The 21,837-nt window shown below is 73.2% G+C and carries 17 protein-coding genes; 10 read left to right on the top strand and 7 right to left on the bottom strand.

What is annotated here, in order from left to right:
• Positions 1-62 precede the first annotated feature (62 nt).
• A complete protein-coding gene (locus LG943_RS17515) occupies positions 63-1,835 on the top strand; it encodes an RNA polymerase sigma factor (protein ID WP_333486387.1) in 1,773 nt (590 codons plus the stop codon).
• A 669-nt stretch (positions 1,836-2,504) separates the two neighbouring features.
• Here LG943_RS17515 and yaaA read toward each other — a convergent pair.
• On the bottom strand, positions 2,505-3,311 hold the full coding sequence (gene yaaA, locus LG943_RS17510; RefSeq protein ID WP_270073374.1) for a peroxide stress protein YaaA: 807 nt from the start codon (positions 3,309-3,311) through the stop codon (positions 2,505-2,507).
• Between the two features lie 313 nt (positions 3,312-3,624).
• Positions 3,625-3,849 (bottom strand): DUF7455 domain-containing protein, encoded by a 225-nt coding sequence (locus LG943_RS17505; protein WP_270073373.1) that lies wholly within the window; start codon positions 3,847-3,849, stop codon positions 3,625-3,627.
• Between the two features lie 679 nt (positions 3,850-4,528).
• Between LG943_RS17505 and LG943_RS17500 the strand changes: the two genes are divergently transcribed.
• Positions 4,529-6,634 carry a DNA gyrase/topoisomerase IV subunit B gene (locus LG943_RS17500; protein ID WP_270073372.1) on the top strand — a complete coding sequence of 702 codons (2,106 nt, stop codon included), beginning with the start codon at positions 4,529-4,531 and terminating at the stop codon, positions 6,632-6,634.
• A gap of 111 nt (positions 6,635-6,745) precedes the next feature.
• Here LG943_RS17500 and cds1 read toward each other — a convergent pair whose 3' ends face one another.
• From cds1 to LG943_RS17480, 4 genes are all read right to left on the bottom strand, one after another.
• Positions 6,746-7,882 carry an L-cysteine desulfhydrase Cds1 gene (cds1, locus tag LG943_RS17495; RefSeq protein WP_270073371.1) on the bottom strand — a complete coding sequence of 379 codons (1,137 nt, stop codon included), beginning with the start codon at positions 7,880-7,882 and terminating at the stop codon, positions 6,746-6,748.
• Positions 7,883-8,014: 132 nt separating this feature from the next.
• Entirely contained in the window at positions 8,015-8,341 is a 327-nt protein-coding gene (locus tag LG943_RS17490; RefSeq protein WP_270073370.1) for a tetratricopeptide repeat protein, read from the bottom strand.
• An 87-nt stretch (positions 8,342-8,428) separates the two neighbouring features.
• On the bottom strand, positions 8,429-8,932 hold the full coding sequence (locus LG943_RS17485; protein WP_270073369.1) for a beta-class carbonic anhydrase: 504 nt from the start codon (positions 8,930-8,932) through the stop codon (positions 8,429-8,431).
• Between the two features lie 234 nt (positions 8,933-9,166).
• On the bottom strand, positions 9,167-11,656 hold the full coding sequence (locus LG943_RS17480; RefSeq protein WP_270073368.1) for a DNA gyrase/topoisomerase IV subunit A: 2,490 nt from the start codon (positions 11,654-11,656) through the stop codon (positions 9,167-9,169).
• A gap of 476 nt (positions 11,657-12,132) precedes the next feature.
• Here LG943_RS17480 and mbhE point away from each other — a divergent pair, with 476 nt between their 5' ends.
• The 7 genes from mbhE to mnhG are packed head-to-tail and all read left to right on the top strand — an operon-like array spanning position 12,133 to position 18,760.
• Positions 12,133-14,928, top strand: coding sequence for a hydrogen gas-evolving membrane-bound hydrogenase subunit E (gene mbhE / locus LG943_RS17475; protein ID WP_270073367.1), 2,796 nt, complete (start codon positions 12,133-12,135; stop codon positions 14,926-14,928).
• Complete coding sequence (locus LG943_RS17470) at positions 14,915-15,523, top strand: MnhB domain-containing protein (protein ID WP_270073366.1); 609 nt, start codon at positions 14,915-14,917, stop codon at positions 15,521-15,523. Before mbhE ends, LG943_RS17470 begins: the two co-directional genes overlap by 14 nt.
• Positions 15,520-15,894 (top strand): sodium:proton antiporter, encoded by a 375-nt coding sequence (locus LG943_RS17465; protein ID WP_270073365.1) that lies wholly within the window; start codon positions 15,520-15,522, stop codon positions 15,892-15,894. Before LG943_RS17470 ends, LG943_RS17465 begins: the two co-directional genes overlap by 4 nt.
• On the top strand, positions 15,891-17,417 hold the full coding sequence (locus LG943_RS17460; RefSeq protein ID WP_270073364.1) for a Na+/H+ antiporter subunit D: 1,527 nt from the start codon (positions 15,891-15,893) through the stop codon (positions 17,415-17,417). The genes LG943_RS17465 and LG943_RS17460 overlap by 4 nt, the downstream gene beginning before the upstream one ends.
• Entirely contained in the window at positions 17,414-18,118 is a 705-nt protein-coding gene (locus LG943_RS17455; RefSeq protein WP_270073363.1) for a Na+/H+ antiporter subunit E, read from the top strand. The genes LG943_RS17460 and LG943_RS17455 overlap by 4 nt, the downstream gene beginning before the upstream one ends.
• Entirely contained in the window at positions 18,115-18,393 is a 279-nt protein-coding gene (locus LG943_RS17450; RefSeq protein ID WP_270073362.1) for a monovalent cation/H+ antiporter complex subunit F, read from the top strand. The genes LG943_RS17455 and LG943_RS17450 overlap by 4 nt, the downstream gene beginning before the upstream one ends.
• Positions 18,380-18,760 (top strand): monovalent cation/H(+) antiporter subunit G, encoded by a 381-nt coding sequence (gene mnhG, locus LG943_RS17445; RefSeq protein ID WP_270073361.1) that lies wholly within the window; start codon positions 18,380-18,382, stop codon positions 18,758-18,760. Before LG943_RS17450 ends, mnhG begins: the two co-directional genes overlap by 14 nt.
• Before the next feature lie 145 nt (positions 18,761-18,905).
• Here the strand turns inward: mnhG and LG943_RS17440 are convergent, their stop codons facing one another.
• Positions 18,906-19,415, bottom strand: coding sequence for a hypothetical protein (locus LG943_RS17440; protein ID WP_270073360.1), 510 nt, complete (start codon positions 19,413-19,415; stop codon positions 18,906-18,908).
• A gap of 165 nt (positions 19,416-19,580) precedes the next feature.
• Here LG943_RS17440 and LG943_RS17435 point away from each other — a divergent pair, with 165 nt between their 5' ends.
• Positions 19,581-21,767 carry a RecQ family ATP-dependent DNA helicase gene (locus LG943_RS17435; protein ID WP_270073359.1) on the top strand — a complete coding sequence of 729 codons (2,187 nt, stop codon included), beginning with the start codon at positions 19,581-19,583 and terminating at the stop codon, positions 21,765-21,767.
• Positions 21,768-21,837 lie beyond the last annotated feature (70 nt).

Here is a 21,837-nt window from a genome sequence, read left to right as displayed (position 1 = left end):
CGCACGGCTCGTCGGGCCGCCGGGTCCAGCAATCTCGCCACACGTCCGTTCGAGAGGTGTTTGTGTCACCTGCCAGTTCGACCCGCTCTAAGCAGCCGGACTCGCTGCACGAGCCCGTCATCCAGCAGTTGATCGAGCGTGGGCGGTCCCAGGGGTACCTTGAGCCCGAGGACGTTCGCCGTGCCTTTGAAGAGGCTGACATCCCGATGTCGCAGGCACAGGCCGTGCTGCGCAGCCTGACCAAAGAGGGCGTGACCCTGGTCGTGGGCGCCGAGGACTCCGCGCCGTCGCGGCGCAAGTCCGCGCGCCGCAAGCCGGCCCCCGCCAAGAAGCCGGTCGTCGCCAAGACCAAGCGCGCGGCGGCCGCCCAGGAGCAGACCGACACCGTCACCGCGGTCGTCGACTCCGCCGCCACCGCCCCCGCGGCCAAGAAGCGCGGCGCCGCGGCGTCGGCGCCGGAGGCTTCGGGCGACGACACGGCCGCGACCGAACCCGCCAAGAAGCCGGCCCGCAAGTCCGCGGCCAAGAGCACCACGGCCAAGGCCGGCGCGGCCGCCAAGAAGACCAAGACCGCCGGCAAGGCCAAGGACACCGCGGCCACCGGCCCCACCGCCGTCGCCCCGGCCGGTCCGGGCGACCCCGACAAGGTCGACGACGAGGACGACGTCGTCCTGGACGTCACCGACGACGACCTCGACCTCGAGGCCGCCGACGACTTCGAGGACACCGGCGTCGAGCTGGAGCTGGTCGAGGACCCCGACGACAAGTCCGGGGCGCCCGAGGGGCCCGTGGCCGGTTCCGGGGTCAAACCCGAGTCGGCCGGCATCCCCGAGAAGGCCGCCGCCAACACCTCCGAGGACGAGGCGTTCGTCCTCTACGACGATGACGACGACGCCCCGACCCCGCAGGTGGTCGCCGCCGGCGCCACCGCCGACCCGGTCAAGGACTACCTGAAGCAGATCGGCAACGTCGCCCTCCTCAACGCCGAGCAGGAGGTCGAGCTGGCCAAGCGCATCGAGGCCGGCCTGTTCGCCGAGGAGAAGCTCGCCGACGAGGGAGACTCCCTCACCCAGGAGTTCCGCGACGAGCTGGAGTGGATCGCCGAGGACGGCGCCCGCGCCAAGAAGCACCTGCTGGAGGCCAACCTCCGGCTGGTCGTCTCGCTGGCCAAGCGCTACACCGGCCGCGGCATGCTGTTCCTGGACCTCATCCAGGAGGGCAACCTCGGCCTCATCCGCGCGGTCGAGAAGTTCGACTACACCAAGGGCTTCAAGTTCTCGACCTACGCCACGTGGTGGATCCGCCAGGCGATCACCCGCGCCATGGCCGACCAGGCGCGCACCATCCGCATACCGGTGCACATGGTCGAGGTCATCAACAAGCTGGCCCGCGTGCAGCGGCAGATGCTCCAGGACCTGGGCCGCGAGCCCACCCCAGAGGAGCTGGCCCGCGAACTCGACATGACCCCGGAGAAGGTCGTGGAGGTGCAGAAGTACGGCCGCGAGCCGATCTCCCTGCACACCCCGCTCGGCGAGGACGGCGACAGCGAGTTCGGCGACCTCATCGAGGACTCCGAGGCGATCCAGCCGGGCGAGGCGGTCAGCTTCACGCTCCTCCAGGAGCAGTTGCACTCGGTGCTGGACACCCTCTCCGAGCGCGAGGCCGGTGTGGTCTCGATGCGGTTCGGGCTGACCGACGGCCAGCCCAAGACCCTGGACGAGATCGGCAAGGTCTACGGCGTGACGCGCGAGCGCATCCGGCAGATCGAGAGCAAGACCATGTCGAAGCTGCGCCATCCGTCGCGGTCGCAGGTGCTCCGCGACTACCTCGACTGATCCCCGTCCGTACCGTTCACACCGAGGTGCCGACTGAGCGGGGACTCGCCGCTCGGTCCGCACACGGACTCCGCGCGCCGGAGCACCGCCACGGTGTCGGCCCTGCCATCGCCGACACCCGGCGGGGTGGGGTGCGCACTGCCGCATGGTCCCGGTGCCGTGTGTGCCGTACCTGTCGCCGGACCGCCGCCCTCTGCCACGCGCCGGGCGGCGGCCTGACCGCTTGAGTCTGAGCTGAAGCTGTCCGAACTGATCTGAGACTGATGTGAGTGCCCGGGCCGGCCCTTCCTGACCAAAGGGGACCGGCCCGGTCGCGCGTCCGCGTCCAGGACCCGCCGCGGCGACGGCGGGTGTGGCGACGCCCGCGAAGTACCGCGGCGGACAAGGACGCTCCGTACGTCTTCCTCATCCGACACGGACAATACTGCCGAGCGCGGTGTATGGCGGAGATAAAGGACTGAGACCCGTTCGTTATCAGCACGCGCGTTTTCCCGGGTCAGCCGGTGTTTATGCGCCGCCCGCCGGTCAGTCGAACCGCTTCACCGGGCGGGGGAGAGGCCGGGAAGGCGCGGGGAATCGGGGGCTTTGTCCAGGTTTCGGGCCGCCGGCCGCGGCAGTGTGCGCGGGCACTCCGCCGGGCGTGTATAGGGAGCGGGGGAGCAGCGCGGCTCAGTCGCGCTCGACCACGTCCAGGGTCCACGGGCGGCCGGGCCGGTCCGGGCGCACGAGTTCGGTCCGGTATCCGAGGGCGGCGACCGCGTCGGCCGCCTCCTCGGGGGTGGCGGGCACCGCGCCGGCGGCCAGCAGGCCGTGCGCCACCGCGCCGCGCGTCGCCTTGGCCATGTGGCTGACCACGCCGCGCCGCACCCGGCCCTCCGACACGGTTTCGCGCAGCACCCGCACGGCCGCGGTCCGCTCGGCGGTCTCGCCGACCGGGCGCCAGGCGGCGGCGTAGGTGGAGGAGCGGCAGTCGAGCACCAGCCGCCCCTCGGCGCGCTTGACCAGCAGGTCGCTCAGCCGTGCCCGCCAGAAGGCGCCCAGGGCGCCCAGGCCCGGCAGGCGCACGCCCATCGACAACCGGTAGGGGGGCACCCGGTCCAGCGGCCCCACCACGCCCCACAGGCCCGAGAAGACCAGCACGGAGTCGGCGGTGCGCCGGGCGGTGGCGGGATCGGCGGCAAGGAGGCCGGGCAGCCGCAGGCGGTCGTAGAGGACGCCGGTGTAGAGGTCGGCGGCCCGCAGCGTGGACGCGGTGGCCAGCGCGGAGTTGCGCGCAAGGGCTTCGTCGACCTGGGCGGCCGACAGCCCCAGCACCTCGCGCGCCCGCTCCCGGGGGCCCCGGCACAACCCGACCAGTTCCGCCATGACCGCCTCGCGCGCCTCGGCGACCTCCGGCAGCGCGAGCGCGCCCACGTCCACGGGCGCGCCGTCGCCGTCGGCGGCCTTGCCTTCGGAGGGCGGCAGCAGGATGAGCATGCGGGTCGTCTCCCAGCCTCGGAGTCTTGGCCACCCGGCGTGGGGGAACGCGTCGGCGGCAGCGGTGTCGGCACGGACACGCGGCGGAGTAGTCCCAGCGTCCGGGCCGGTTCCGCCCGCCGTACAGGATAGGGCGCCAGAAGCGGGGACGCGGGCGCCCTCAGCGACCCGGGCAGTGCGGAAGGCCGAGGTTCCCCGCTCTCCGCACGCTCCTCACGCCGCCTGGGCGCTCCCCGCCGTGCGGGCGACAAAAACGGCGGCGGCCCCCGGTCGGGGGCCGCCGCCGTGACGCCTGTGGCGGGATGAACTAACGCTACTCGTCGGCGGACGTGGCCGGTTCCTTTTGCAGCCGGCTGGTTTCGTCCTGGATCTCCGAGGCGATCTTGCGGATGGAGTCGTCATGCTTACGCATGTGATGCGCGCAGAACAGCAGTTCGCCACCGGAGTTGAGAACCACTCGGACGTACGCCTGCGCACCACAACGGTCGCAACGGTCAGCAGCCGTCAGCGGCTGGGTGGGGGCAAGGGTTCCAGTCACTTCGCCTTCCTCAATACTCGGCGCTAGTCACTCAGCACAACATCTAACCGGACGGAGAGCTTCCCAACCAGCCCTTCTGTACGCCGACAGCGGAATCGCCCTTCTCCAGGGGGTTTTCTGGGGCGTTTCGGGGCAATCGAGTGACGGATGCCACCCCTGTTCACTCCTTGTCACCACCCGGTCGGAACCCAATGGACTTTCGGTCGGACTCCGATGGGGCGGCGATGGGTCCGCGATGGGCCTCCGGCGGACCCCCGCCCCTGCCCCGCCCGGCCCCCTTCGCGGCCGGATCCGCCGGTGGCGGCGGGGTTCCCAAGCGGCGCGGGAGCGGGGTGGGCCGGATTTGAGGTGGTAACCTCGCGCGTGGTGTGGACGTGATGATCAGGCGACCGTCCCGCCGCGGTCGGGTGAACCGCAGCCCACGGGGCTGCGACCACTCTCCGGCGGCGGAAACGCGCTCGTGTCGCGCGCGCCGCCCGGGGCGGCCCCGGGCCCATCGGCGCAGGCCACCAGGCACGCACCCGGCGTGCCGGGCGGCGCCGCGTTCCTGTCACACCGATGCGTCATGCTGGCGGCACGCGTCTGCCCGACGACCCGCCGCCCCCCGTCCGCTGTCCGCCCGCGTCCAGCGTCCGCCCGCACCCGGGCGCGCCGACCTGTCCTTGCAGGAGATTCACACGTGACCGCCCTTACCGCAGCCGTCGATGAGCCCGAGGAATACTCCGCGCGGCATCTTTCGGTCCTGGAAGGACTTGAGGCGGTCCGCAAGCGTCCCGGTATGTACATCGGGTCCACGGACAGCCGCGGACTGACCCACTGCATGTGGGAGATCATCGACAACTCCGTCGACGAGGCCCTCGGCGGCTTCTGCACGCGCATCGACGTCGTGCTGCACCGCGACGGCTCCGTCGAGGTCCGCGACAACGGGCGCGGCATCCCCGTCGACATCGAACCCAAGTCCGGCCTGTCGGGCGTGGAGCTGGTCATGACCAAGCTGCACGCCGGCGGCAAGTTCGGCGGCGGCGCCTACACCGCCTCCGGCGGCCTGCACGGCGTGGGCGCCTCGGTGGTGAACGCCCTGTCGGCGCGCCTGGACGTCGAGGTCGACCTCAAGGGCCACACCCACGCCATGAGCTTCCGCCGGGGCATCCCCGGCCGGTTCGCCGAGCCCGGCCCCGACGCCGACTTCACCCCGGCCAGCGGCCTGGAGGAGGTCCGCCGCGTCGCCAAGAAGGTCACCGGCACCCGCATCCGCTTCTGGGCGGACCGCCAGATCTTCCTCAAGGACGCCGACATCACGCGCGACTCCCTGCTCGACCGCGCGCGCCAGACCGCGTTCCTCATCCCCGGGCTGACCATCGCCGTGCGCGACGAGCGCGACCCCGAGGCCCCGGCATTCGAGGAGGAGTTCCGCTTCGACGGCGGCATCGGGGAGTTCTGCGCCTTCCTGGCGCCCGACGAGGCCGTCAACGACGTGCTGCGGATCCAGGGCACCGGCCACTTCACCGAGACCGTCCCGGTGCTCGACGACCAGGGCCACATGACCCCCACCGACGTCGACCGCCGGCTCGACGTCGACATCGCCCTGCGCTGGGGCACCGGCTACGAGACCACCGCGCGCTCCTTCGTCAACGTCATCGCCACCCCCAAGGGCGGCACCCACATGGCCGGGTTCGAGCGGGCGCTGGTGCGCGTGGTCAACGACCAACTGCGCTCCACCAAGCTCCTCAAGGCCAGCGACGACCCCGTGACCAAGGAGGACGTCCTCGAAGGGCTCACGGCGGTGGTCACCGTGCGCCTGCCGGAGCCGCAGTTCGAGGGCCAGACCAAGGAGATCCTGGGCACCTCGGCGGCCTCCCGCATCGTCTCCCAGGTGGTGGGCAAGGAGCTGCGCACGTTCCTCACCTCCACCAAGCGCACCGAGAAGCAGCAGGCCCGCGCGGTGCTGGAGAAGATCGCCAACGCCGCCAAGGCGCGCATCGCCGCGCGCCAGCAGCGCGAGACCCAGCGCCGCAAGAACGCGCTGGAAAGCTCGGCGCTGCCGGCCAAGCTGGTCGACTGCCGCAGCGAGGGGCTGGAGCGCAGCGAGCTGTTCATCGTCGAGGGCGACTCCGCCCTGGGCACCGCCAAGCTCGCCCGCGACTCCGAGTTCCAGGCGCTGCTGCCGATCCGCGGCAAGATCCTCAACGTCCAGAAGTCCTCGCTGTCGGACATGCTGAAGAACGCCGAGTGCGCGGCGATCCTCCAGGTCATCGGCGCCGGCTCGGGCCGCACCTTCGACCTCGACGCCGCCCGCTACGGCCGGGTCATCCTGATGGCCGACGCCGACGTCGACGGCGCGCACATCCGCTGCCTGCTGCTGACCCTCTTCTACCGCTACATGCGCCCGATGCTGGAGGCCGGCCGGGTGTTCGCGGCGGTGCCGCCGCTGCACCGCATCGAGCTGACCAACATCCGCAGGAAGCGCGGGGCCAAGCCCGAGGACCGCTACGTCTACACCTACTCCGACGCCGAACTCCACCGCAAGCTGCTGGAGCTGGAGAAGAAGGGCATGAGCTGGAAGGAGCCGGTGCAGCGGTACAAGGGCCTGGGTGAGATGGACGCCGACCAGCTCGCCGAGACCACCATGGACCCCCGCCACCGCACCCTGCGCCGCATCCGGGTGGAGCACGCCGAGGAGGCCGCGAAGGTCTTCGACCTCCTCATGGGCAACGAGGTCGCGCCGCGCCGGGAGTTCATCGCCCAGGGCGCCCGCGAACTCGACCTCGCCCGCATCGACACCTGATCCGGGAGGGGCGGGCGCCCGGCCCGCCGCCCCTGATCCGGCCTCGGCCCCGGTCGCGCCCGCCCTTCGGGCGGCGCGGCCGGGGCCGTCTGCTTGCTGAGACCGGTCGGCTCAGCCCCGGGGCTCGATCGGCGGCGACCACTCGCCCGTGGCCAGGAAGCGCTGGATCGCGGCGGTGTAGGGCTCGGGGTCCAGGCCCCGGGCGGCCACCCACGCGTCGTCGTAGTAGCTGTGCCGGTAGCGCTCGCCGCCGTCGCAGATCAGCGTGACGACGCTGCCGCGCCGCCCCTCGCGCAGCATCCGCGCGATCAGGTGCCACACGCCCCACAGGTTCGTGCCGGTGGAGCCGCCCGCGCACAGGCCGGTCACCGTGTCGAGGTGGCGCATGGCCGCGATGCTGGCGGCGTCGGGCACCGGGATCATCAGGTCGATCACCGAGGGCACGAAGCTGGGCTCCATGCGCGGCCGGCCGATGCCCTCGATCCGCGAGGGCATCCCGGTGGCGTAGTCGGCGGCGCCGGTGGCCCAGCCGGGGAAGAACGCGGAGTTCTCCGGGTCGACCACCGCCAGGCGGGTGTGGTGGCGCCGGTAGCGCAGGTAGCGGCCGATGGTGGCCGAGGTGCCGCCGGTGCCGGCGCCCACCACGATCCACTCGGGCACCGGGTGGCGCTCCATGGCCATCTGCTCGAACACCGACTCGGCGATGTTGTTGTTGCCGCGCCAGTCGGTGGCCCGCTCGGCGTAGGTGAACTGGTCCATGTAGTGGTAGCCGGGCCGGGCGGCCAGCCGCTCGGCCTCGGTGTACATCTCGGCGGGGACGTCCACGAAGTGGCACGTGCCGCCGTAGCGCTCGATGAGGGCGATCTTCTCGGGGCTGGTCTTGCGCGGCACCACGGTGACGAAGTCCAGCCCCAGCAGCCGCGCGAAGTACGCCTCGGACACGGCGGTGGAGCCGGAACTGGCCTCCACGACGGTGGTGTGCTCGTCGATCCAGCCGTTGGCCAGGGCGTAGAGGAACAGCGAGCGCGCCAGGCGGTGCTTGAGGCTGCCGGTGGGGTGCACCGACTCGTCCTTGAGGTAGAGGTCGATGCCCCATTCCTCGGGGAGCGGGAAGACGTGCAGGTGGGTGTCCGCCGAGCGGTTGGCGTCGGCGACCACCTTGCGCACGGCGTCGTCGGCCCAGGCGCGGGCGCGGAGGTCGCAGCGCTCCACCCAGGGCTGCTGAGAGTCGTCGGCCGGTGCGGTCATGGTCGCGACCCTACCGGCCGGGCGCCCCGCGCACAGCGGACGGGCCGGCCCTCCCGGGGGAGGGCCGGCCCGTGTGGTCCGTGCGGGGGCGGCGGGGGTCCGGTGGCCGGTGCGGCCGGGGTCCCGGCGGACCTAGTCCAGCGAGCCGCCCGACATCGCGGCGTGCATCCGGCGGTAGGTCGCGGCTTCGTCGTCGCGGCTCTGCCGCTCCAGCGACCGGGCCAGCGCAATGTGCGCCCAACTGTCGCAGGGGTCGAGTTCGATGATCCTGCGGAACGTGTCCTCGGCCTTGTTCAGTTGCGCCGAGTGGAAGTAGGCGCGGCCCAAGAGTTCGAGGATGGACCGGCTGCCGGGCTCGGCCTCGGCGATGGGCTCCAGGACGCGCGCGGCCTCGATGGGGTCGCCCAGGTCGAAGTACATCTTGGCCCGGTTGAACGTCTCGTAGGTCGTCTCCTTCACGGGCACTCCCTTCGTCCCGCATCACAACGGTGATGCGGAAGGCCCTATTCCCTGGTAAGGGCGGGCGGACACGCGGGAGGCGCGGCCCTACAGGTCGGCGGGGGAGACCCGGCCGGTCTCGACGTCGTAGACGGCGCCGGCGACCTCCAGGCCCTGCGGCAGCAGCGGGTGGTGGCGGATGCGCTCCAGGTCGCGGCGCAGCGCGGCGAGCTGGTCGCTGTCGGTGCCGAAGTCCAGGCTGCGGGTGTCGACGCCGTGCTCGCGCTCGATGAGGTCGTGGACCTCGGCGTCGCCGGAGACCGACGCCATCTTGCACCGGGTGTGCGGCATGACCAGGATCCGCGTGACGTTGAGCAGGTAGGCGCCCACGACCAGGTTGGCCAGCACGTTGTCGGTGACCCGGCCGCCGGCGTTGCGCAGGATCTTGGCGTCGCCCAGCGACAGCCCCAGGGCCGCCAGCGGGTCGATGCGGGAGTCCATGCACGTCACCACGGCCAGGCCGCGCTCAGCGCGCGGGGCGAGGTCGGCGTGGCGGAAGCGGGCGGCGTAGTCGGCGTTGGCCGCGAAGACGTCGTCGAACGCGCTGGTCACGGTCTGCTCCTGAAGGTCTCGGCGACTGGGGTCGGTGTCGGTGTTGGTTTCGGGTGCGGTTACGGGTTTGGGACCCGGGTGCGGTGCCGGCGGCGGGGCGGGGCACCGGGGCAAGGCGCGGTGCGGCGCCCGGCCCCGGCACCCCGCCCCGGCCCGGCCCGGCCCGGCCCGTACGGCCCGTACGGCCTGTGCGGCGGGTGCCGCCGGTCCGCGCGGCGGACCGGCGGCACCGGCTCAGCCGGTGGGTCCGGACGCGGCGACGTGGATGTCGTGGCGGCCGGTGCCGATGGTGGCAATGGCGCGGGGCAGCGGCTCGCCGGAGCCGTCGCGCCGCTGGTCGAGGTCGGGCAGCCGGATCGGGCCGCCGTCGGCCTTGGCCGCGCGGGCGGGCGCCCGGCCCACCCAGGCCAGCACCAGGCTGTCCTCGCCCTTGAGGAACCGCTGGCAGCGCACGCCGCCGGTGCCGCGCCCCTTGGCGGGGTAGACCTCGAACGGGGTGACCTTGGCGGATCCGGCGCCGGTTCCCGGCAGTTCGGTGGAGCCGGCGGCGACGGTGAGGACCACGGAGTCCTCGGGCACGGCGACCGCGCCGAACCAGATGGCCTTGGCGCCCTCGGGCAGCCGCACCCCGGCCACGCCGCCGGCGGGTCGGCCCTGCGGGCGCACGGAGTCGGCGGAGAACCGCAGCAACTGGGCCTCGGAGGTGATGAAGACGAGGTCCTCCTCGCCGGTGGCCAACTGGGTGGCGCCGATGACCCGGTCGCCCTCGCGCAGGTTGATGATCTCGAAGTCGTCCTTGTTGGGCGGGGAGTCGGCGGCCACCCGCTTGACCACGCCCTGCGCGGTACCCAGCGCGATGCCGGGGCCGTCGTTGTCGAGCGCGGCGACCGACACCACGCGTTCGTCCTCGGCGAGTTCCACGAAGTCCGACACGGGCAGGCCCGAGGCGGTGGGCGGGGCGTCGCCGGGGTCGGCGGGGAGTTCGGGCAGCTCCAGCACGGGCACCCGGATGACCCGCCCGTGGTCGGTGATCACCCCGATGTCGGCGCGCGAGCTGGTGGGCACCGACGCCGCCACGGAGTCGTGGCGGGTGCGCAGCCCCTCGTACACCGGCGGGAGGCGGTCGCCGGCAGTGCGGCCCAGCAGCCCGGTGGCGCTGAGCAGCACGTGGCAGGGGTCGTCGCCCAGCTCCAGCGGGATGGCAGCGCTGCGGGTCTCGCCGGTGCTCTCCTGGAGCACGGTGCGCCGCGGTGTGGCGTACTCCTTGGCGACCTCGCCCAGCTCCTTGGACACCAGGCGGCGCAGCTTGGTGTCGGACTCCAGGATCGCGGTCAGCTCCTCGATCTCCTTGTTGAGCTGGTCGCGCTCGCTCTCCAGCTCCAGCCGGTCGAACTTGGTGAGCCGGCGCAGCGGGGTGTCGAGGATGTAGCGCGCCTGGGTGTCGGACAGCTCATAAGCCGACATCAGCCGCTCGCGCGCCTGGGTGGAGTCCTCGGACTCCCGGATCAGCGCGATGACGGCGTCGATGTTGAGCAGCGCCACCAGCAGGCCGGCCACCAGGTGCAGGCGCTCGCGGCGCTTGGCGCGGCGGTGCTCGCTGCGGCGCCGCACGACCTCCAGGCGGTGGTCGACGAACACCTGGAGCAGCTCGCGCAGGCCCAGGGTGCGCGGCTGGCCGTCGACCAGCGCGACGTTGTTGATGCCGAAGCTCTCCTCCATGGGGGTGAGCCGGTACAGCTCCTCAAGGACGGCCTCGGGGTTGAAGCCGTTCTTCAGCTCGATGACCAGCCGCAGGCCCTGGTTGCGGTCGGTGAGGTCCTTGAGGTCGGAGATGCCCTGGAGCCGCTTGGCCTGCACCAGCTCCTTGATGCGGCTGACCACGCGCTCGGGGCCGATGTTGTAGGGGAGTTCGGTGACGACCAGGCCGGTGCGGCGCGGCGAGACCTTCTCGATGGCGACGGTGGCGCGGGTGCGGAAGGTGCCGCGGCCCTTCACGTAGGCGTCGCGCACGCCGTCCAGGCCCACGATGGTGCCGCCGGTGGGCAGGTCGGGGCCGGGGATGAACTCCATGAGGTCGGCGAGCGTGGCGTCGGGGTGGGCGATGAGGTGCCGGGCCGCGGCGATGACCTCGCCGAGGTTGTGCGGCACCATGTTGGTCGCCATGCCCACGGCGATGCCGGAGGCGCCGTTGACCAGCAGGTTGGGGAACGCCGCGGGCAGGACCTCGGGCTCGGTCTCCTGGCCGTCGTAGTTGGACTGGAAGTCCACGACGTCCTCGTCGATCGAGGCCACCATCAACTGGGCCGCGCGCGCCATGCGCGCCTCGGTGTAGCGCATGGCCGCCGGGGCGTCGTCGCCGCCCAGCGAGCCGAAGTTGCCGTGGCCGTCGACCAGCGGCACGCGCATGGCGAAGGGCTGGCTGAGCCGGACCATGGCGTCGTAGATGGGGGAGTCGCCGTGGGGGTGCAGCTTGCCCATGACCTCGCCCACCACGCGGGCGCACTTGACGTGGGCGCGGTCGGGCCGCAGGCCCATCTCGTTCATCTGGTAGAGGATGCGCCGCTGGACCGGCTTGAGGCCGTCGCGCGCGTCGGGGAGCGCGCGCTGGTAGATCACCGAGTAGGCGTACTCCAGGAAGCTGCCGCGCATTTCCTCGGAGACGTCGATGTCGATGATCTTCTCGGCGAGGTCCTCGGGAGGTGGTGGAGAGGTTGTACGGGCCATGCCGGTAATTCTGTCCCCACCGGGTGACCATCGCGAACCAGGCGGTCGAGGCGGGCACGTCGCGGCGCGTTAGGATTTCGTCAAAATGCCGGTAATTTGGGTGGACCCGGATACCCCGGTGCCGGACGGGCCGCGACGATGCTCACGTTCCGTGACATCGGTGGGGATGGGTCCGGTGCCGCCTCTGCCTCCCGCGTGAGAACAAACACGCTGATACCGGGAATGTCCTCCGAAACCGCGCGGCCGGTTTCGGTGTCTGCGCTGGTCGCGGCCGGATGTCACGGAGCGTGCGGGGCGGATCAGGCCAACGAAAGGCGGCGAATGGTACACCCGATCGCGGCGGAGTCAAGGCGGCGGCCGTGCGCGCCGCTACCCTTGAAGGCACCCCCTCCCGCCCCGCCGACCTCCTCCGTCCTGCCCGCCGCACCGGCACCGCGCCGCCGCCCGGCGGCAGGTGCGCGTCCGTGCTCCCGATGATGATCGACGTGCCTATGCTGCTGCCCGCCATCCTCGCGCTGCACGCCGTGGTCGCCGTGCCGCTGCCGCCGCTGGTCCGCCGCCTCGGCCCCCGCGCCTTCCTGCTCGCCGGGGTACCGCCGGCGGTGTCGGCGGTGTGGGCGCTGGCCCAGGCCCCCGCCATCGTGGCCGGCCGTGCCGCCACCGCCGAGGTCGCCTGGGCGCCCGCGCTGGGGATCGGGCTGAACTTCCGCGTGGACGCGCTGTCGCTGGCCATGATCGTGCTGGTCAGCGGTATCGGCGCGGTCATCTTCTGCTACTGCGCCGCCTACTTCCACCACGGCGAGCGCGGGCTGGGCCGCCTGGCCGCCGTGCTGGTGCTGTTCTCCGGCGCCATGCTCGGCGTGGTCACCACCGACAACCTCTTCGCGCTGTATGTGTTCTGGGAGCTGACCTCGGTCACCTCCTTCCTGCTGGTGGGCCACGACGACCGCAAGGAGCAGGCGCGCCGCGCCGCCACCCAGGCGCTGGTCACCACCGCCGGCACCGGCCTGCTGATGCTCATCGGGTTCGTGATGCTGGGCCACGCCGCCGGCGACTACAGCATCTCCGGGCTGGTGGCCGACCCGCCCGACGGCGGCCCGTGGCTGACCGTGGCCCTGGTGCTGGTGCTGGCCGGTGCGTTCGGCAAGTCCGCGCAGGTGCCGCTGCACTTCTGGCTGCCCGGCGCGATGGTGGCGCCCACGCCCGTCAGCGCCTACCTGCACGCGGCGGCCATGGTCAAGGGCGGGGTCTACCTGGTGGCCCGGCTGGCGCCCGGGTTCGCCGACGCCGACCTGTGGCGGTGGCTGGTGCTGGGCTTCGGCCTGGCCACCATGCTGGTGGGCGGCTGGCGCGCGCTGCGCCAGGACGACCTCAAGCTGCTGCTGGCCTACGGCACCGTCAGCCAACTGGGATTCCTCGTGCTGCTGGGCGGCGCCGGCACCCAGGTCGCCGGCGTGGCCATGATCGCCATGCTGCTGGCCCACGGGTTCTTCAAGTCCGCGCTGTTCCTGACCGTGGGCATCATCGACCACCAGACCGGCACCCGCAGCATCAGCCGGCTGACCGGGCTGGGCCGGCGCATGCCCGTGCTCGCCGTGGCCGCCACCCTGGCGGCGGCGTCCATGGCCGGGCTGCCGCCGCTGGTCGGGTTCGTCGGCAAGGAGGCCGCGCTGGAGGCGTTCGTGCCCGGCGCGGCGCCGGCCCCCGGCCCCGAGGGCTCGGCCGTCATGCTCACCGGCCTGGTGCTGGGCTCGATCCTCACCTTCGCCTACAGCGCCCGGTTCGTCTGGGGCGCCTTCGCCGACAAGTCGACCGTCTCCGAACGCGGCTTCCGGCGGCCCTCGGCGGCGTTCGTCGCCGCACCGGTGGCGCTGACGGCGGTCAGCCTCGGCCTGGGCCTCGCCCCCGCCCTGGCCGACCCCCTCGCCCAGGGCTACGCCCACGACCTGCCCGCCGGCCACCACGCCTACCACCTGTCGCTGTGGCACGGGATCACCCTGCCGCTGCTGCTGACCGGCCTGGTGATCGCCGCCGGCGCGCTGATGTTCGTGCGGCGCCGGGCGGTGAGCCGGCTCCAGAACCGGATGCCGCGCTGGCCCGACGCCGAGTACGGCTACCACCTGTTCGTGCACGGCGTCTACAGCGTGGCGCTGAGCGTCACCCGGCGCACCCAGAGCGGGTCGCTGCCGGTCTACCTCGGCATCATCCTGGCCACCATGCTCCTGCTGCCCGGCGCGCGCCTGGCGGCCGGGCTGATCACCGGCGAGATCGCCGTGCCGGGGGTGCAGGGCGCGTTCCGGCTGTGGGACAGCCCGCTGGAGCTGCTGGTGGCGGCGGTGGTCGTGGTGACCACGATCGCCACCGTGCGCGAGCACCGGCGGTTCCCCGCGCTGATCCTGCTCAGCGTGCTCGGGTTCGGGATCGCCGGGCTGTTCGTGCTGCACGGCGCCCCCGACCTCGCCCTCACCCTGGTGCTGGTCGAGACCCTCACCACGATCATCCTGGTGTTCGTCCTGCGCCGGCTGCCCACCACCTTCAGCGTCCGGCCCAACGGGTGGGCCAAGCGGCTGACCGTGCTGCTGTGCGCCGCCGCCGGGACGTTCATCGCCCTGGCGCTGTGGCTGATGACCGCCGCGCGCACCGACGCGCCGATCTCCCAGGGCTACACCGAGCGGGCCGACGAGGCCGGCGGCGACAACCTCGTCAACATCATCCTGGCCGACTTCCGGGCGCTGGACACCCTCGGCGAGATCGTGGTGCTGGCCACGGCCGCCGTCGCCGTGGCCTCGCTGGTGCTGCTCAACCGGCGCAACCGCGTCGTGGACGAGCCCGCCGCCGAGGTCGCCGTCGAGGCCGAGGAGGAGGCCCGGCTGTCGGCCGCCGCCGAGGAGCACGCCGACTCCGTGGCCGCCCACGCCGCCGCCGAGCCCGCGCTGGGCCAGGGGCAGGCGCCCGCGCGCGGCGCCGGCGCCGAGGCCGGCGAGGCCGAGATGACCGTGCGCGGCACGGCCGCCGGTCCGGAGGGCGCCGGCGGCGAGTCCAGGGCCGAAGCCGTGGGCGGCGGACCGGGGGGCGGTGAACCGGCGGAGGGCGGACCGGCGGGCGGCCCCCGGCCGCGCCCCGCCGACGCGCCCGGTGACGCCGCCGACCCCGGTCCCGCGCCGCCCGACCCCGGCGACACCCCCGCGGACTCCGCCGACCCGCCTCCCGACCCCCGCGAAACCCCGGCAGACCCCGACGACCACGAGGGGAGCGACGATGGCCGACCTTGAGTCCGCCTACCCCGTGCCCGCCGGGCGCGCCGACCGCCCGGGCGGCCCGCCCGAGGACTGGGAGGCCCCGCGCGAGCGGTGGCTGAGCACCGCCGTGCGCCCGGCGTTCGGCCCGCGCTCGGTGCTGCTGGAGGTCGCCACCCGGCTGCTCACCCCGGCCATCCTCACCTTCTCGGTGTTCCTGCTGGTCTCGGGGCACGACCGGCCCGGCGGCGGGTTCGCCGGCGGCCTGGTCGCCAGCATGGCCTACGTGCTGCGCTACATCGCCGGGGGCCGCCACGAGCTGGCGGCGGGCATCCCCATGCAGCCCAACCGGCTGCTGGCGCTGGGCCTGCTGCTGGCCGGGGGCACCGCGAGCGCCCCGCTGCTGTTCGGCCGCCCGGTCCTGGAGGTCGTCAGCTACACGGCGGTCCTGCCGCTGTTCGGGAAGGTCAAGTTCGCCAGCTACCTGCTCTTCGAATCGGGGGTGTTCCTCATCGTCGTCGGTCTGGTGCTGTCCGTCGTGGCCGCGTTGGGCGCGCGGATGGAAGCCGAGGAGTACGAGGCCCGCGAACGCGGCGGCGCCTGGGGACCGGAGGAGGGCGGTGCCGCGTGAGCGCCCCCGGATTCACCCTGGTCGTGGTCGCGGCCGTGCTCTACTCCAGCGGCTTCTACCTGCTGCTCCAGCGCTCGCTGATGCGCGTGGTGTTCGGCATCCTGGTGCTGGGCCACGCCGCCAACGTGTCGCTGATGCTCACCGACCGCGCCATCACCCTGCCGCCGCTGCTGACCGAGCACGAGGGGCCGCTGTCGGACCCGCTGCCCCAGGCCATGGCGCTGACCGCCATCGTCATCACCTTCGGCGTGACGACGTTCCTGCTGGCGCTGGCCTACCGGGTGTGGCTGGGCGATGAGAACGACGAGGTGCCCGCCGACCTGGAGGACCGCCGGATCGGGCGGCTGGCGGAGCCGGAGGACTCCGCGTGAACGCGCTGCTGGCCATCCCGTTCGTGGTGCCGCTGCTGGGTGCGGCGCTGGCCCTGCTGCTGCGCAGGCACCGGCGCGTCCAGGCCGGGGTGGCCGTGGCCACGCTGGCCGTGGTGGTCGCCGACACCGCGCTGCTGCTGGCGGCCACCGCCGACGGCACCGTGCTGACCAGCCAGGCCGGCGACTGGGAGGCGCCGCTGGGCATCACCATCGTCGCCGACCCGCTGGCCGCGCTGCTGCTGGCGGTGTCCTCGGTGGTGCTGCTGGTGGTGCAGCTCTACGCCATCGGCCAGGACATCGGCGGGCTCAGCCGCGCCATGCCGCAGGTGTTCCACCCCATCTACCTGGTGCTGACCGCCGGGGTGTGCCTGAGCTTCCTCGCCGGCGACCTGTTCAACCTGTTCGTCGGCTTCGAGATCATGCTGACCGCCAGCTACGCGCTGATCACCCAGGCGCCCACCCGGGCGCGGGTGCGCGCCAGCATGATCTACACGGTGGTGAGCCTGACTTCCTCGATCCTGTTCCTGACCGGCATCGCGCTGGTCTACGGGCTGACCGGAACGGTGAACCTCGCCGACATCGCGGTGAAGCTGGGCTCGGCGCCCGCCGAGCTGCGCATGGTGCTGGCGCTGCTGTTCCTGGTGGTGTTCGGGATCAAGTCGGCGATCGTGCCGATGCACTTCTGGCTGCCCGACAGCTACCCGGTGGCCATCACCCGCATCTCGGCCATCTTCGCGGCGCTGCTGACCAAGGTGGCGGTCTACGCCATCATCCGCAGCCAGACCCTGCTGTTCGGCCGCGACGACATCTCCACGGTGCTGCTGTGCGTGGCCATCGCGACCATGCTCGTGGGCATCTTCGGCGCGCTGGTGCAGGACGACATCAACCGGCTGATGTCGTTCGCGCTGGTCAGCCACATCGGGTTCATGATCTTCGGGCTGGGCGTCAACTCGGTGGCCGCGCTGGCCGGGGTGGTGATCTACCTGGTCCACCACATCGTGGTGCAGGCCAACCTGTTCCTGGTCAACGGGCTGATCCGGCAGTACGTGGGGCACAGTTCGCTGCGCTCGATGCGCGGGCTGACCACGGTGTCGCCGGTGCTGGCCCTGTACTTCTTCCTGCCCGCGATGAGCCTGGCGGGCATCCCGCCGCTGTCGGGGTTCGTCGCCAAGGTCGCGCTGTTCCAGGCGGGCGTGGGAACCGGCGGGTGGCTGGTCTACACCGCGCTGGCGGCCGGCGTGGTCACCAGCCTGCTCACCCTGATGGCGATCTTCCGGGTCTGGGCGCGCGGGTTCTGGGGCACGCCGATGCCCGACATGGTCGAGGCGCGCGAGCGGCTCAAGCGCGGGTCGCACCTGGGCGGGCTGAAGTTCATGGCGGTGATGACCGGGGTGATGGTCGTCTTCGGCGTGGCCATCGCGGTCTGCGCGGGGCCGCTGTCGGAGGTCGCCTTCACCGCCGCCCACGGCCTGATGAACGGGTCGGCCTACATCGAGGCGGTGCTGGGGAGTGACACCCGGTGAGCGCGGACGAGGGGGGTGAGCGCGCCGTGGACGAGGCGACCGCGGGCTCCGGTGCCGCCGGGGCCGAGGCCGGGCGGCGGCGCACGCCGCTCCAGCGGATGCTGGGCCGGCTGCCGACCATCGCGTGGCTGACGCTGATGTGGGTCATTCTGTGGGGCGACCCCAGCCCGGGCACGGTGGTGGCCGGGGCGGGCGTGGCCACGGCCGGCTACGCCGCCGCGAAGCTGCCGCACCTGCCGGTGGGGTTGCGGTTCCGGCCGCTGCACGTGCTGCTGCTGGTCGGCCACATCGTGTGGGACATGTTCGCCTCCAGCGTGCAGGTGTCGGTGCACGCGCTGTGGCGGCCCGAGCGGATGCGCGGCGTGATCGTGGAGGTGCCCATGCGCACCGACTCCGACCTGCTGCTGGCGATGGTCACCGGCGGGCTCTCGCTGATCACCGGCAGCCTGGTGATCGAGCTGAACCGCGAGGAGGGCGTGCTCTACGTGCACGGCACCCCGATCGAGTCGGAGCGCTCGGTGCGGCAGTTGCGCCGCCAGGTGCGCCGCACCGAGAAGCTGTTCGTGTGGGCGTTCGGCACGGCCGCCGACATCGAGGAGTTCGAGCGCGAGGAGCGGCGCGAGGCCGAACGGGAGGCGCGCGGCGCGGCCGAGGCGCTCCCCGGGGCCGCCGAGGCCGACGACAAGGAGGACCCGCGGTGAACGTCCTGGACCACGTGTACACGGTCACCTTCGTGCTGCTGGGCATGGCCGTGCTGCTGACGCTCTACCGGCTGGTGCGGGGGCCGTCGGTGATGGACCGGATTCTGTGCCTGAACGCCACCTCGGTGCTGCTGATCAGCTTCGTCGCGGTGGAGGTGGCGGTGCGCGGCGACTCCGCCTACATCGGGCTGGTGATCACGTTCGCGCTGCTGGGGTTCGTCGGCTCGCTGACGGCCGCCCGCTTCGCCGAGAGGAGGGCCCATGACCGCGGCTGACGTCGTCACCGCCGTCACGCTGCCGCTGGGCGCGCTGTTCGCGTTCGTGGGCACCGTGGGCCTGGTGCGCTTCCCGACCCTGCTGGGCCGGGTGCACGCGGCGACCAAGCCCGACACGGTGGCCCTGATCCTGATCCTCGTCGGCGCGGCCTGCCAGTTGCCCGACGTGCGGGTGGCGGCCCTGCTGGCGCTGGCGGCGCTGTTCCAGATGCTCACGGTCCCGGTGCTGGCCCAGACGATCGGCCGCGTGGCCTACAGCCGGGGCGAGATCAGCGAGGAGCACATGGTCGGCGACGAACTCGCCGAGGCGCTGGAGCGCGGCGACCGCCCCGAACACCGCCCAGGCCGCCTGGACGAGCCCACCTGAGCCGCCGCCACCGGTCACCGGTCCTCGCGGCGGAGGGCCGGGGCCGTGAGGGGCGCCGAGCGCCGTCGCCGCCTCGCCGCCCGCGTCAGCCGCCGCCGGGCGGCCCGGTCACCGCCGGCCCGCACCGCGGGCCGCCCTCGCCTCCTCACGGGTGCCAGGTGCGCTCCTCCAGGCGGCGGGGGTCGGGGGCGGCGTCGATGTACAGGCCGTCGGCGAAGTCGTTGACCTCGCCCGCGCGGCGGACCGTGAAACCGGCGGAGGTGAGGATGGTCGCCATGGCGGTGACCATCGCCTCGCACACGGTGTCGTGGTGGCGCACCGCCGAGTCGCCGCCCGCGGCGCCCGGCTCACCCGCCGCGCCGCCCGAGCGCGCGGAGAACTCCTCCAGGGCGGGCCGGATCAACTGCCCGTGCGCCTGCCAGCGCAGGTAGACTCCGCCCGTGGGGTCGGACAGCGGGTCGACCTCGACCTCCACCCCGCCGCCCAGCGACGGCGGCAGGCCGGTGGTCACCGGCAGCCCGGCCATCGCCAACTCCTCGACCGCCCTCGTGGCGATCCACTTCCACCGGTCCAGCGTCTGGGTATCGACCCGTGCGGGCTGGGACATCGCGCTCTGCCACTCCTCGTCGCATCCGGCCTCGTCGCTTTCTGCCACTCAGCGGGTGAGCGTACCGGGCCGCGCGCACGTGTGCGCCGAAGTGCCCATAACGGACATGGGGGCGCGGTGTCCGCGGTGCCGTTTCGGACAGGGACGATGTGGTGCCCGTGGGGCTGTGGACAACGTGCGCGCCGCCGGACGGGGGTCTGGTAGCAAGGGGGCATGGCGACTCCCGCGACCACCGGCCCCGCCGAGCCCACCGGTACCCCCGGTGCCGAGCCCGGCCCGCCCTCCCCCCACGACCCCGCTCTGCGCGCCGAGGCCGAACGGCATCTGCGCGCGCTCGCGGGGGAGTCCGCGCGGCTGCGCGAGGACCAGTGGCGCGCCGTCCACGCGCTGGTGGCCGAGCGCCGCCGCGCGCTGGTGGTCCAGCGCACCGGGTGGGGCAAGTCGGCGGTCTACTTCGTGGCCACGGCCCTGCTGCGCGCCCAGGGCGCCGGACCCACGGTGATCGTGTCGCCGCTGCTGGCGCTCATGCGCAACCAGATCGCCGCCGCCGAGCGCGCCGGGCTGCGCGCCCACACCGTCAACAGCGCCAACCCCGACGACTGGGACACCGTCTACCACGACATCTCCGAGGGCCGGGTCGACCTCCTCCTCATCAGCCCCGAACGGCTGAACAACCCCGACTTCCGCGACCGCGCGCTGCCGCGCCTGGCGGCGGGCGCCGGGCTGGTGGTGGTGGACGAAGCCCACTGCATCTCCGACTGGGGCCACGACTTCCGGCCCGACTACCGCCGCATCCGCACCCTGCTCGCCGAACTCCCCGAACGCACCCCGGTGCTGGCCACCACCGCCACCGCCAACGGCCGCGTCACCCGCGACGTCGCCGAGCAGTTGGAGATCGGCGACGGCGCCGCCACCCTGGTGCTGCGCGGCCCGCTCGACCGCCGCAGCCTGCGGCTGTCGGTGGTCGACCTCCCCGACACCCCCGCCCGCTGGGCGTGGCTGGGCCGCCACCTGGCCGACCTCCCCGGCTCGGGGATCGTCTACACCCTCACCGTCGCCGCCGCCGTCGACACCGCCGCCTACCTCGCCGACCTCGGCTACGACGTCCGCGCCTACACCGGCCAGACCGACCCCGACGACCGCCGCCGGGCCGAGGACGACCTGCTCGCCAACCGCACCAAGGCGCTGGTGGCCACCAGCGCGCTGGGCATGGGCTTCGACAAGTCCGACCTCGGGTTCGTGGTGCACCTGGGCGCCCCGCAGTCGCCGATCTCCTACTACCAGCAGGTCGGCCGCGCCGGGCGCGGCCTGGACCGCGCCGAGGCGGTGCTGCTGCCCGGCCGCGAGGACCGCGAGATCTGGTCCTACTTCGCCTCGCTGGCCTTCCCGCCCGAGGACGTCGTCCGCTCGGCGCTGGCCGCCCTGGCCGAGTCCGAGGGGCCGGTGTCGCTGCCGCGCCTGGAGACCCGCGTCGACCTCGGCCGCACCCGCCTGGAGCAGATGCTCAAGGTCCTCGACGTCGACGGCGCGGTCCGCCGCGTGCGCGGCGGCTGGACCGCCACCGGCGAGCCCTGGTCCTACGACTCCAAGCGCTACGCCGCCGTCGCGGCGGCGCGCGAACGCGAGCAGCGGGCCATGCTCGACTACATCGCCGCCGACACCTGCCGCATGGAGTTCCTCCAGCGCCAGTTGGACGACCCCGACGCCGCCCCGTGCGGGCGCTGCGACAACTGCGCGGGGCCGCCCTTCAGCGCCGAGGTCGACCCCGACCACCAGGCCCGCGCCGCCGGCCGCCTGGACCGCCCCGGGGTGGCCGTGGCGCCGCGCAAGCAGTGGCCCACCGGCATGGCCGCCCTCGGTGTCGACCTCTCCGGCAAGATCCCGCCCGGCCTCCAGGCCGAGGAGGGCCGCGCGCTGGCCCGCCTCACCGACATCGGGTGGGGCACCGAACTCCGCCGCGTCCTGGCGCCCGACACCCCCGACCAGCCGGTGAGCGACCGCGTGTTCAAGGGCGTGGTGGACGTCCTGGCGGCCTGGCCGTGGGCCGAGCGCCCGGTGGGCGTGGTCGCCATGCCCTCGGCCACCCGCCCGGCGCTCATCACCGACCTCGCGCGCCGCCTGTGCGAGGTGGGCCGGCTCGTCCCGGTGGGCGGCCTGGCCTACACCTCGCCCGAGGGGGTGGGCCCGCGCCGCCACAACAGCGCCCAGCGGCTCGCGCAGGTCGCCGGCGCGCTCACCGTGCCCGATCCCGTCCGCGAGGCCCTGGCGCGGCTCTCCGGCCCCGTCCTGCTGGTGGACGACCACACTGACACCGGCTGGACGCTGGCCGCCGCCGCGCGCCACCTCAGAGCCGCGGGGGCACCGGCCGTCCTGCCGCTGGTCCTGGCCGCCCGTAGTTAGGGCGGGCGGCCCGCTCGGCTCCGCAGATCAGGGCAGCGGCCGGTGCGGCGCGGCGCCGGCGGGGCGGGTG

The sequence above is a fragment of the Streptomonospora mangrovi genome (assembly GCF_027604915.1).
Classification (GTDB): domain Bacteria; phylum Actinomycetota; class Actinomycetes; order Streptosporangiales; family Streptosporangiaceae; genus Streptomonospora; species Streptomonospora mangrovi.
Note: the sequence above shows the minus strand (reverse complement) of the source record. Positions and strands in the feature narration are given on the sequence as shown.